Source organism: Limihaloglobus sulfuriphilus (assembly GCF_001999965.1).
Lineage (GTDB): Bacteria > Planctomycetota > Phycisphaerae > Sedimentisphaerales > Sedimentisphaeraceae > Limihaloglobus > Limihaloglobus sulfuriphilus.
Genome location: NZ_CP019646.1, coordinates 3,476,605 through 3,488,542, shown reverse-complemented (window position 1 = coordinate 3,488,542; position 11,938 = coordinate 3,476,605). Strand labels below are relative to the sequence as shown.

Annotated in this window: 9 protein-coding genes; 1 reads left to right on the top strand and 8 read right to left on the bottom strand. The window is 50.3% G+C overall.

Features of this window, described 5'->3' with window-relative positions; all coding sequences use genetic code 11:
- Window positions 1–29 precede the first annotated feature (29 nt).
- From SMSP2_RS13360 to SMSP2_RS14925, 5 genes are all read right to left on the bottom strand, one after another.
- Window positions 30–851 carry a phosphate ABC transporter substrate-binding protein gene (locus tag SMSP2_RS13360; protein ID WP_146684536.1) on the bottom strand — a complete coding sequence of 274 codons (822 nt, stop codon included), beginning with the start codon at window positions 849–851 and terminating at the stop codon, window positions 30–32.
- 70 nt (window positions 852–921) lie between these two features.
- Window positions 922–2,271: a putative porin gene (locus SMSP2_RS13355; protein ID WP_186804740.1), complete on the bottom strand. Its 1,350-nt coding sequence runs from the start codon at window positions 2,269–2,271 to the stop codon at window positions 922–924.
- A 266-nt stretch (window positions 2,272–2,537) separates the two neighbouring features.
- Entirely contained in the window at window positions 2,538–4,499 is a 1,962-nt protein-coding gene (locus tag SMSP2_RS13350; RefSeq protein WP_146684534.1) for a sodium:solute symporter family transporter, read from the bottom strand.
- Between the two features lie 111 nt (window positions 4,500–4,610).
- Window positions 4,611–7,421: an alpha-mannosidase gene (locus tag SMSP2_RS13345; RefSeq protein WP_146684533.1), complete on the bottom strand. Its 2,811-nt coding sequence runs from the start codon at window positions 7,419–7,421 to the stop codon at window positions 4,611–4,613.
- Window positions 7,422–7,503: 82 nt separating this feature from the next.
- Window positions 7,504–7,671: a hypothetical protein gene (locus tag SMSP2_RS14925; RefSeq protein WP_186804739.1), complete on the bottom strand. Its 168-nt coding sequence runs from the start codon at window positions 7,669–7,671 to the stop codon at window positions 7,504–7,506.
- A gap of 98 nt (window positions 7,672–7,769) precedes the next feature.
- Between SMSP2_RS14925 and SMSP2_RS13340 the strand changes: the two genes are divergently transcribed.
- Window positions 7,770–9,257 (top strand): CRTAC1 family protein, encoded by a 1,488-nt coding sequence (locus SMSP2_RS13340; RefSeq protein WP_146684532.1) that lies wholly within the window; start codon window positions 7,770–7,772, stop codon window positions 9,255–9,257.
- Window positions 9,258–9,285: 28 nt separating this feature from the next.
- On the opposite strand, the gene SMSP2_RS13335 is transcribed toward SMSP2_RS13340, so the two are convergent.
- The 3 genes from SMSP2_RS13335 to SMSP2_RS13325 form a co-directional block, all read right to left on the bottom strand.
- The gene (locus tag SMSP2_RS13335; RefSeq protein WP_146684531.1) at window positions 9,286–10,500 is read right to left on the bottom strand and encodes a hypothetical protein; all 1,215 of its coding nucleotides are present in this window, start codon (window positions 10,498–10,500) and stop codon (window positions 9,286–9,288) included.
- 47 nt (window positions 10,501–10,547) lie between these two features.
- Window positions 10,548–10,868 (bottom strand): quaternary ammonium compound efflux SMR transporter SugE, encoded by a 321-nt coding sequence (sugE, locus tag SMSP2_RS13330; RefSeq protein WP_146684530.1) that lies wholly within the window; start codon window positions 10,866–10,868, stop codon window positions 10,548–10,550.
- 63 nt (window positions 10,869–10,931) lie between these two features.
- Window positions 10,932–11,885, bottom strand: coding sequence for an alpha/beta hydrolase (locus SMSP2_RS13325; protein WP_186804738.1), 954 nt, complete (start codon window positions 11,883–11,885; stop codon window positions 10,932–10,934).
- Between the last annotated feature and the right edge of the window lie 53 nt (window positions 11,886–11,938).

The window sequence follows — 11,938 nt, the reverse complement described above, 5'->3', positions numbered from 1 at the left end:
TGTATGCTGCTTTATTTTTCCGCAGTCTATTAGTAGTCAGTCAGCGGCACAAAGCCCTTGGTCTCGATTATTTCCTGCCCTTCTTCGGTAAGGTAGAAGGTGCAGAACCTGTGAGTTACGGAACCGAGCTCGGGGTAGCCGTCCGTAAAGAGATACAGCGGCCGGCTTACCGGATACACGCCGCTTGCAATGGTCTTGCGGTTTGGCTTTATACCATTGACTGAGACGGACTTGACATTGCTGTCAACAAAACCAAGCCCGACATAAGCTATTGCGCCTACTGTACTTTTAACACGTGAGTGAGCCTGCGGGTTTGAATTGACATATTCGACCATGTCAGCCATTTTCTCTTTTTTCATGACGATTCCGTGAAACGTTTCGTATGTGCCGGAGGAAGTATCGCGGCTTACCGGAACTATCTGTGCGTCAACGCCGCCAAGCTCTTTCCAGTTTTTAATCTCACCCTTGTAGATAGCCCGAATCTGTGCAAGCGTCAGCTCGCTAACCGGATTTGACGGGTGAACAACGATGCAGACACCATCCATAGCCACCACATGAGCGACCGGCATAACTGAGTTCTCAACCGCCTGGGCAAATTCCTCAACCTTCATAAACCGGCTCATCATGGCTACATCACAGCGTCCGTCAACCAGTGCCGCGGCGCCGTCACCGCTGCCGGTTTTCTTAACTGTTATATCAAGTTCCGGTTCGAGATGCTTGAAGACTTCCGCGAATGCGTCGCCTATAGGCCCAACAGTGGTAGAGCCGTCAATGTGCAGCTGCTTATCCGCCGCGAACAGAGCCGCCGTCAGCAAAAGAGAGATAATTGTTAGTAATCTGGTTTTTCTCATTTTTGATACCTTTCAATCAATCATTATATTTTCGCCGGCCCGACATTTTCAGGCCGGCTTCTGGGGGTCATTAAAATTTTCCGATAAAATCCAGCTGGATTCTGTTATAGTCTGTGTCATTGATGCCGTATTCGTTTTGAAACAGCGAGACGGCACCGCTGAAATTCTTTGATATACCGTACTTAAGGCTCACCTTATGACCGCGGCTGTCAGTCTTGCCGCCGGCAAAGTCAGACTCTGCAAAGGCTGACACAACGGCGTCTTTGTCTGTATCGCGGTACTCGTAGCCCAGCTGCCAGCTGCCGAATTTTGGAGTAACCTTGCCGGTCTTTACACCCATTGCCCAGGCAGTGTCTTCTTCGACTCCGCTTGCGGTATTTACAAGGTACGTGCCGTACAGAGAGCCTGGCCTGTTAAATAGCGTAAAGTCATAGTTGGCGAAACCCTCGGCTATGTTGTAGTCATAGGCAAAATTGCCGCCGCCATCGAGTGTGTTATAGCTCTCTTTGAGGGAAACAGCGTTTTTGAGGGAAACAGCGTTCAGGTCTGAGCCCTGAATATTGCCGTAATCATAATAGCCGCCTCCGAAAGTCAGTTTATCGCCGTCAAATAACTCCGTCGCAAGCCCTAACTGGCCGCCGAACATGCCGACGTCGGCATCGGAGGAATTTTTCTCCACCCAATAACCGCCCACACCGGCAAAGAGTGTTGAGGCATCACTAAGTTTAGTCTCATACTTAAGGGCCCCGCCCTCGGGATTCAGGTCGCTGTCCCACATAACCTGCGTTCCGCCCGGGACATAAAACGGTGTGCCGAACTTGCCCGCCCACAGACTGAATTCGTCTGCCCAGACAGGATTATAATCCAGGTACGCCCTGTCGATCCATACCCCGTCACTGGCAAAATCATCACCCAGAGTATTGTTAGCAGAGACCGGATCATCACTGCCCGCGGCGATACGGCTTTTGAACTTCACCTCATCGTTTACCTCCGCGGTTATATTTAACCTGGCGCGTATGGCATTTTTGTCGTCTTTGTCTGACTTGCCCTCATCATCGACATTCTCATACCGAAACCGGAAATCTCCGCCCACGTCAAAGGCCTGTGCCCATTTTATAGACTCGGGAACAGGAATCTCGCCGCCGGATGCAGACGCGGCTTTGGCGGTCTCGTCGATACGGGTGTCAAGAGCCAGTGCCTTTTCTTCCTGCTCATCGGCCCGAATGTCAAGGGCATACGCCTTGCCTTCCAGACTGCCCTGCTTTTTTTCAAGCTCGCTTATTCTGGTTGTCAAGACTTCAATCTGTTTTTTTTGTTCCAGCAACAATTGTTTTAATTCGCTAATTTCGTCGCCCCGCAGGTTCGCCGCGCCGAATGTACACACAATAAGCGCTGCAATTCCATAAATTCTCATGCTCATTTTTTTCTCCATAAATTTTTTAAATTTCATGCTTTGGCCCAAATGTTACCCCTTGATGATTAGAGTAATATTAGCCTATTATTAGGAAATGGTTAGCGTTAGTTTAGATTTGTGTTTGCGCAGAGAGCCCGCTGACTCTCAAGAAATGCGAAAACCCCTCTCAAGCGGGCTTAAAAGATCAAGCCCGCTTAACTGCACATCAGATGCTCACAGCCTGCAAGTCAAGCTGTATTAGAATTTTATACCCGCTGCCGCCGGAATGCCTGCTATGCTTTTTTCGCCGGCGGAGGAAGCTGTTTGTACCAGAAGTGGTACAGCCCAATCAGCGATACGGCAAACACTGTAAATGTTATCGCAAATGCATCCCACCGCCCTATCATTGCATACAGCGGCAGAAGCAGCATACTTACAAGCCAGCCCATGCCGAACGGGATAGAAATAATATCGTTTTTATGCTCTTTTTCCATGTCCTCTCTGACATCTGGTTCAAGGCATGATTTGAGCGGCCCCCAGATACCGAACGGCCGTGTCTTCTTGTAGAATACTTCGAGAACACTGCGGTCTGTCGGGTTCGTCAGGAATGTGCCCGCCACTGACGCGACAAAGCCGATCGCCAGGATATAAAAGAACTGATACCATTCCTGCATCTCGGGGATAATGAGCCGCTGAAGCGTAGCACCTATAATACCGGCTATCAACCCAAAGGCAAAGCCGCCGCCGTTGAACCTCCACCAGTACAAACGCAGGAACCACGGGATAACAAGCCCGCCGACAAGGCCGCCCTGTATCCAGCTCCAGATGTCATTGATATTTTCAGCATAAAACGCAATGACAAAACCGAAAGCGGTAAACAGAAGGCCGAATGTCCAGCTTATATAGATAAGCTCTTTGTTTTCTGCCTTGCTTCTGATGAAGTTTTGATAAATATCACGTGTAAAGAAAGTAGATGTATTATTTATCAGCGTATTGATCGTTGACATAGACGCCGCCATAAGAGCCACGATAATCAAGCCCCGCACGCCCATTGGTATCATGCCCAAAAGTACCGCAGGCAGAATTCGCTCGGGGAAGATTGTTCCATGATAACTCAACAGGGCAATTTTACTCTGCCATTTTTCGCCGAGCATATCTTCCAGCTCTGCTGTGAGCTCTGCGTAATCGCCGGGCCGTGAAGTTATCTCCGCCAGTTTTTCGTGCCATATTTTTTCATCGACATAAACGCCCGTATCGTCAAAATGCTGTTTTATAACATCAGTAGCCTCGGGCACAACAGCCTGGTCGGGGAAAACAGTAGTAACCATGAACAGACCTAAAATCGCAAAACCCATCATCAGCGGCCACCGCATCAGAAGGCACCAGCCCGACATAAAGCCCAGCAGGCCGCACTCTCTGTCGCCCGCCGCGCCGAAATATCTGTTGTCCACATGCTGTCCCATGCCCTGAAAAATCGTCCTGAAAAGGAAAAACATCGTTACAAGCCCCAGAGCGCTGTAATGCTCGTAACCGCTGGGCATGTGCACCTTGGCCGTCGGCATTGCCGCCGTCCACATATCGTTGCCGGTTGCCCGCATGGCAACCTCGGAAATATCCGCGCCGGATGCTGCGATCATCGCGTAAACAACAACAAAACCCGCACCGATCAAAACACAGAATCCCTGGAATATATCCGTAACGACACAGCCGTAAAAACCGGACTGGATGGTATATACACAGGTAATCGCCAGCATCATCGCCGCGCATGCCGCCGGGCCGAACGGAAGAAACATTGAGAAAAACAGGCCTATACCCTTAATCGCGTACGCCATCATACCCACGGCAAACAGCATCATCGCAAGCACCTGGGCGAATCTGGCAAACTTGCCCCAGAAGTTATCGCCAAAGCGGAACTCCATCCACTCCGCGGAGGTCATCAAGCCGGATCGCCTGTGCCATTTTCCGATAAAAATAAACATGAAAACCAGCACAAGACCGACACCGCCCCGTATCTCGATAAATAAGCCTCTGGGCCCGAGAAGAAACAAAAAGGAAGTTATCAGCATCGTTCCGGTCAAATCCAGCCAGGCCGCCATTCCGGAAATACCTAATGTCCACCACGGCAGTTTTCGCCCGCCGAGAAAATAATCTTCGAGACTGGCAGAGGCCATTTTTCTAAAATAAAATCCAACGGCTACCAGTACGGCAAAGTAGCCCGCGATCAGAGAGTAGTCAAATAGGTTCAGCTGATTCATTCAATAAAGCCTTCCATTTCAAGTTATCATTTTATTGTTTCCTGCGCTTATGCCGAAAAAGTTGAATAAAGCCGGCAGCACTCCCGCCGGCTAAAGTTTATAAAGTTATTTTTAGTTTCCCGCGTCAATTTCAAATGTTGCTATCTTATATGGTTCAAGCTCAACAGTTACCGATTTTCCGGAAACATCGAGCGTACCGAGCCTGTCTTCGTTCAGGCTGACCTGCCACGCTTCTTTGATATCCGCGGCAGTGCGGATTTGCGTTTTCTGCTTCTCGCCTGTCGGGTTATACAGCCGCAGAACCACCGTCGGCCGCTGCTCAGCGGGCTTAACGGTTGACACCCGCAACTGCGGATTGCTCAGCGAAAGCGATGAAAAATCCAGGCTCCGGAGACGGCCCGTGTGTCCGTTTGTCTGTATCGGCCGCAGCGGAGTATTAAACAGCTCGCCGGCCAGGGCCGCCTTTGATTCGTGCAAACTGCCCTTGTGCGGCATAATCGCGTAGCGGTAACTGTGCCTGCCAAGGCACTGGCCGCCCTTTTGAGAAGGGTACACTGAGGGCACGCGCTCGGTACAGATCCAGTTTTGCACGCTTCTCAAAAGTGAAAGCGCCAGCGTGCGTTCTTCGTTGTCCAGAACTTCATACTCTGTAAAACAATCGTTAATTACCGCAAAACCGCTCTCGCCGTCGCTGAGATCAACAAACTGGTTTTGCGGCAGAGTTGCCATATCCGGCCAGACGGCCTCATCAGAAGGCCCTGCCGGACGGATTGGCCGCCGGTCAACAATAAAATGGCCGCCGGCGTCGGCGTACTCGGCTTTTTCAATGCCGGTTGGCAGCATCACACGAAGATAGTGGTCTTCGTGATTATTCTCAAACTCAACGGCGACATCCACCCGCTCACAGCCCGATTTCAGTGTAACTTCGGTGCGTAGAGTCAGGGGTTTAAGCTGATCACTTCGTTTGTCCAGGCTTCTAAGCCCGCTGACGGGAATATTCATTACAACTTCACTTACAAGTGTCGCCTGAAGCGGGCCGTTTTCCTTTGCCCAGACCGCCGCGTTTGCTCCCAGCGATGTGTAAACACGGTCTTCATGCGGGCGACGGTTAGACCAGTACGTTCCCAGCTCGCCGCGGTCTTCGAAATAATTGAGACCGGAAAAGGTTTTCCCGAGACGTTTGTCCGCCAGGTCGAACGTGCCGTTGCTGTTCATCTTCACCTTGAAAAATTCGTTTTCAAGTGTATTCGGCGATTTGAGCACATTGCCCGTGCGGGAGTCAACATCAGCCCAGGCGACGTTTTTGACAGAATCGTAATCAATCGCGGCTGCCTTAAATATCTTATATCCGCAGCCCTTAATCGGGCCTGTCCTGAAGAGCAGGTGGTGCCGTTTACTCTTGAATCCCATCGGGCGGGCATGAAGCTGGGCAACCGGATAAGATTCATCGCTGCATCCAAGCCACTGCGTGTCGGCCGGACTGCCGTCGGCGTTATAAATCTGGAGCCCGTCCGGCGGCGGTATCTGCTCGCTGGATTCATCTTGCAGCGGCATATTGATCCACGCATCAACCACTTCGTCCTGTTCATACGGCGAAGTGTTGAAAACGGCTATCAGCACGTCTTCTTTGGAGAAATCACTCAAATCTACAGTCTTGAGTATTCCGGCCATCGCATCGCTGCTGACCGTTTTTGACAGGTCAATAACCTGATGAAGCCGATCTTCAACGTTGCTGACGGTTTCGTCCTGAGTAACGCCGTTGATTGAATCGTGCGGGTGCGATTGAAGCAGGAATTTCCACGCCATATCGAGAAATTCCCTCCGCGGCGGCTCTGCGATGATAGAAGACATCACAGAAAGCGGCTCCGCTGTACGCAGAAGCCAGTTCTGGGCTTCTTTATTGAGACGCTTGAGATGCATTCGTGTCGCCAGGGCATTGCCGGTAACGGTGATGGCCGGGCCGTCTCTAAGCTCGCCATCTACAACGTTGAGACTGGCGGGGTCTATTTTCTGCCGCATAAGCTCGGCATAACGGCTCAAAGTTGTTACCTGCCAATCACGTCCTTTGACGGGGTCAACCTGCTTGATACGTTCCAGAATATCGTGGAAAAGAGGCTGATAAGCTGTGTAATCACAGCCGTTCATCATCAGACGGTCATTCGAGAGGAGGCTCTCGTCCATAGTCTTCCAGAGCGATTCAACCCGCTGGGGTGTTATCATTTCCGGGTGAAACTCCCGGGGGTGGTCAATCCTGAAGAAATCCTGTTCCATCTGTTCACGGTCACACTGGTGAAACACGATGCCCGTCCGCAGGCCGGCCTCTTTCCATTCGTTGGTCTCCCAATTCACACCCAGCAGAGCCGACATGTGCAGTTTGAGATAAAGATTCTGCCTGCCAAGCCCGCCAAACCGTGAAGTAATAAGCTCTGTTCCGTCCGGCGAACGCCATAAAAATTCACTCTGGGGGGCGCGTTTTGAGCTGACACGTTTGCCTATAAAAGCGGTGTCGAAACCGAATCCGCCGTAAATCTGGGCAAGCTGGGCGGTTTGCCCCCAGCCAAAGGACGTGTAGCCGACTTTTAGAACGCCGCCAAGCTCGCCGGCGGCCCGATGCCCCCAGACAAGATTACGAACAAGCGCCTCTCCGTCAACCGGATACTCATCAGGAAGCGTGTACCACGGCCCTATTTCCAGTTTTCCAGAGCCAATCAGAGACTTAACACGCTCCTGCATTTCCGGACGCATCTCGAGATAATCAAGTATCGGAGCGGCCTGGCCGTCCATCAGGAATGAATCGCATTTGCCCTCCTCCATCAGCCGTATCAGTTCATCAAGGAAATCTACGAGCATAAGCCGTGTCTGCCAAAGGGGATATCGCCACTCTCTGTCCCAATGAGTATGATTTATTATGTGAGCTTTCAAATTATTACGCCTCTTATTCTTGATAATTATTATTTCTCTTGTTAACAGAGGGTTAGACCTCTAATCGAACAATTTCAGCCGCTCAAACAAAGAAGCCTTCGCGGCTGCCGGTAAACCCGCAAAACACGCCCTGCATTAGTCTTGTAAAAATTTTGGCGCTGCCGCCAATATTAAACAGCAGGCAATCAAATACTACCGAATAAACCGGCTTCGGTAGAACTATATCAGATAAATCTAATTTTTCAACCATTTTCACACTCACTAAGTATCGGCTAAAAAGACTGATAAAGAAAACTTGCCATGAGAGAAGACTTTCAATAGAATAACCGGCGTTATTTCTGGAGACTTATGAATTACATAAAAATATACATCTATTTGTTGACCGCCGCTGCGATTTTTGCCTTTGGGCGGCAGAAATCCCAACTGACCGATGACACCGCAGCCAGCAAGGCTGTTTTTGCGGACAAGACCGCTGAATACGGCCTGGGAAAACTGGCTGAGTCTCCGGCAGCATGGGCAGATTTTGACAATGACGGCCGGGTAGATTTGTACGCCGGCGGCATCTTATGGCATAATCACGAAGGAAAGGAGTTCACACCTTCCCGGGCAGGTCAGGGCAGCGGAATTGCAGCCGACTTTAATAATGACGGATTTGCTGATATCTTCTCATACTCAAAGCTGAAACTCTTCCAAAACAAATCTGCAAAAGGATTTAAACAAATCGACATTCAACTGCCCAAAGGCATAGACGCCGATTATGTCTCTCTGGGGGCGGCCTGCGGAGACTTCAACAATGACGGGTATGCGGATATTTACGTCGGCGGCTATGAGAGATGGCAGAAGCAGAAAACATACTGCGATTTGATATTTATCAACAATGCCGGCAAGGGCTTTTCAGCAATTAAACACGACACCAATTTCAGAGCGAGAGGCATCACGGCCTGTGACTTCAACGAAGACGGCAATATAGACATCTATGTTTCCAACTACCGCCTCCAGCCGAATCTGCTGCTGGTCAATGACGGCAAGGCGGGTTTCAGGGACATGGCCCAGGTTTACCGCGCCGCCGCAACTGATAAACCCTTTAAAGGAGGCCACTCCATAGGTGCGGCATGGGCGGATTTTGACAACGATTTGCATTTTGACTTATTCGCCGGCAATTTTGCCCATAGAGATAAACGCGGCGATCAGCCCCAATCCAGATTTCTCAGAAACACTGCTGAAAAAGGCAGTTACAAATTCGAAGACCTCGGCCCCTGCGGCATTCATTACCAGGAGTCTTACGCAAGCCCTGCCGCGGGCGACTTTGATAACGACGGGTATGTGGATTTGTTCTTCACCACAGTTTACGCAGCAGCTTCTTTCGGCGTGAAGAATAATTCCTCGCTGTTCAAAAACGGCGGAGACTGGAATTTTACAGACGTAACAAAGCAAAGCGGCCTGGCCGGATTGAAGCCCACATACCAGGGGGCCTGGGCAGATGTCAACAATGATGGATTCCTGGATCTTGTTACAGCGGGCAGACTGTTCATGAACCGCGGCGGCGGCAACCACTGGCTCAAGCTCATTCTAAAGGGTGACGGCAAGGCTGTAAACAGCTCGGCAATTGGTGCACAGGTACGTATAAAAATGCAGGACTCTACCCTGACAAGGCAGGTTGAAGCCGGCACCGGCCAGGGCAGCCAGAACGGACTCACTCTGCATTTTGGCCTCGGAAATAATACCGATGCCGTGGATATTGAGATAGTATGGCCTGACGGGAAAAGCCGCAAGATTTCCGGCGCAGAACCGGATTCAACCAGGACAATATCCTATAAGACGGCGAAGCAGCCATAATAACCAGACCTGAATCCGCTGAGAATCGCTATTTCCAGGCTTTTTTGAGTACGGTATATGCGGGCTTTTCCCTGCCGTCGGGATAAAGAAGCCCAAATGTCCGCTGGCAATCATCGCCTGTTTCGTGATCCTGCCACATCCAGATATTTATGCCGACATTCTTTTTGTTCGCTATGCCCGCCATTTCTTCGACAACTTTCGCCTGGGAATCTATATCAGACTGATGCACGCACAACCCCGTCTCAAAGATACCCAGGGGCATCTGCGGGTAAGCCTGTCTGAAGGTTGATATGATTGTGTTCGTCTCTGATATAAATTTATCCAGAGAACCGAATTCCTGTTCGGTGTAATAATGAGCGAAACTGAGGAACTGATAGGGATTATCCTCCGGAATGGGAGTTGCCCCCAGGCCCCAGTCTTTTGAAATTATCGCATCATCATGGTAGCCGATAATCGCCTTGCCTTTAATGACGCCGCGCAGCTCCCTTGCCAGGCCTCCGTGTGCGGCACGAACAACATCTGACGACCACCGCCAGTAATCAGTCCACGCGTTAGCATCCCGGGGATCACTGGTACCCCCTTTGAACGGCAGCAGATTATCCCAGCTGTATTCAGTGCCCCAGCGTTTGTTCCAGTAGTCAATGCTGCTGTTATTTTTGCGGCACCACGCTTTGAATGATTCGACGGTAACATCATAATCACGCAGAGAGCTGATATAGGGATAGCAGCCCTCGCCGTAGAGCAAAAATATCATATTATCATTGCCGCTTCGGATGAGTTTGCCGACAAGCTCACGGGAATAGCTCTTAAAAGCGCCGTACATTGACGCGTCAACAGTCCATATACAAGGGTCGATCCCCTCCGGACTCCAGCCGGTGCCCAGATAACAAAGCGGCAGAATCACATCCATCCCGCAGTCGTCCGCGGCGGTAACGGCTGCGGTAAGATTTTTAACGGCCTCTTCATTCCACAACGGCTCGGGCAGGGCCTGCGGCTGAAAATCTATCCAGGGCAAAACCAGCCATACCGTATTGGCACCCGTTTGGCGCATCTGGGCCAGGGTATCTTTGAAATCGGCAAGATCAAAATCCGCCCAGCTCCACTCGCCCTTATAGTATGTGATGCTTTTGACTGATTCAATCCTCCGGCGGATTTCGGTTCCTCTTTGCAGAGAGCCTGCCGCCTGCAAAACAGACGAGCAGCATAACGCGGCTAAAACAAACAATTTCAAAAAATTTCTCATCTTTTGGCTCCGTTATTCATATTAAAGCATGTTTTCAGGCCGCATTTTCATGGCCTGGCAAACAGTTTCAAACCGACAATTCCGGCGACTATCAGCATTATACATAATATTCTCGAAAATTCCCGCGGCTCACCCAGAAAGAGCATTCCCACAACTGCCGTACCCGCCGCGCCGATTCCCGTCCAGACGGCATACGCCAGCCCCAGCGGCAGGCTTTTCATCGCGACCGAGAGCAGCCAGACACTTATTGCCATTGCCAGAATCGTCCAGACCGATGGCAGTAATTTTGTGAAACCGTCTGAATGTTTCATTCCGACGGCCCATACTATTTCCATTATACCGGCAATTATAAGTATTATCCAGGTCATTTCTCGCCTTAGTTATAAGAACATAATTCGTCTATGAGATTTATTTGTCATTTCTGCATTTTTTCAGGGATTACTGCTTTTACTTTTTAACAGAGAAACTGCTTGCTGTTCTTCAATAAGCGGTCTTCCCCTGAGATACCCAATAGATTCCAGGAACCTGTCGGATTCGAGAAGTGTCTGGAAGAAATGCCGCCGGGATTTTTCATAATTGAAGAAACCGTGCCCCTGCCCCTGGTAGATGAACAAATCGCATCGGCCGCCTTTTGATTCTATCCGGTTTTTAAACCGCCATGCGGTATCAACCGGTATCAGATGATCTTCTGTGCCCAGAAAAAAAACTGCCGGCGGGGCGTTGCCGTCTATGTTGTGAAACGGCGAAAATTTCTGCCAGTAATCTTTTACACGGTCATAACCGTAACCCTCCGGCCCGTTGTCAATAACCGGATTAAACAGAACCAGGGCATTAGCTGCCGGACTGACGGTTAGATCATCACCAGGCGCATCAAAACCCTTAACCATAGCCGTTGCGGCCGCCAGATGTCCGCCGGCCGACCCGCCTGCCGCAGCAATTCGATCAGGGTCTATTCCAAGCTCTTTACTGTGAGAGCGAACCCACCGCATCGCCGATTTTGCATCTTCAAGACATTTATCAGGCGTAACGTTATGACGGCTTCTTACACGGTAATCAGCGCATATCGCGACCATGCCGCGATCCGCCCAGTAACGGCTTTGTCTGTAAAACTGGCCGGCGCCGCCCATGTTCCAGCCGCCGCCGAAAAACGTCACTATTGCCGCCCTGTTTTGGGCCTTAGAATTTTCATGGGGATAGAAAACATCCAAAGCCAGCTCCACGCCATCAACATGTTTGTAAGTTATAACTTCATCCGGTTTGAATTCTCCGTCGGCTCTGCTGAGCATATCGCGTGTATCTGAAATACTGCTGCCGGTATTGCCGCCACAGCCGCAGATTACAAATAGAGCCAGTACAGTCAGTGTCAGTTTAATCAGTTTGCTCATATAAAATCTTTTTCGTCTTCTTAATATTAAAATTCTTATACGCCTTAAGCGGC

Excerpts from the sequence above, each read along its gene's own strand:
- SMSP2_RS13360 (WP_146684536.1), bottom strand. The coding sequence starts at position 851 with ATGAGAAAAACCAGATTACTAACAATTATCTCTCTTTTGCTGACGGCG.
- SMSP2_RS13355 (WP_186804740.1), bottom strand. The coding sequence starts at position 2,271 with ATGAGCATGAGAATTTATGGAATTGCAGCGCTTATTGTGTGTACATTC.
- SMSP2_RS13350 (WP_146684534.1), bottom strand. The coding sequence starts at position 4,499 with ATGAATCAGCTGAACCTATTTGACTACTCTCTGATCGCGGGCTACTTT.
- SMSP2_RS14925 (WP_186804739.1), bottom strand. The coding sequence starts at position 7,671 with ATGGTTGAAAAATTAGATTTATCTGATATAGTTCTACCGAAGCCGGTT.
- SMSP2_RS13340 (WP_146684532.1), top strand. The coding sequence starts at position 7,770 with ATGAATTACATAAAAATATACATCTATTTGTTGACCGCCGCTGCGATT.
- SMSP2_RS13335 (WP_146684531.1), bottom strand. The coding sequence starts at position 10,500 with ATGAGAAATTTTTTGAAATTGTTTGTTTTAGCCGCGTTATGCTGCTCG.
- sugE (WP_146684530.1), bottom strand. The coding sequence starts at position 10,868 with ATGACCTGGATAATACTTATAATTGCCGGTATAATGGAAATAGTATGG.
- SMSP2_RS13325 (WP_186804738.1), bottom strand. The coding sequence starts at position 11,885 with ATGAGCAAACTGATTAAACTGACACTGACTGTACTGGCTCTATTTGTA.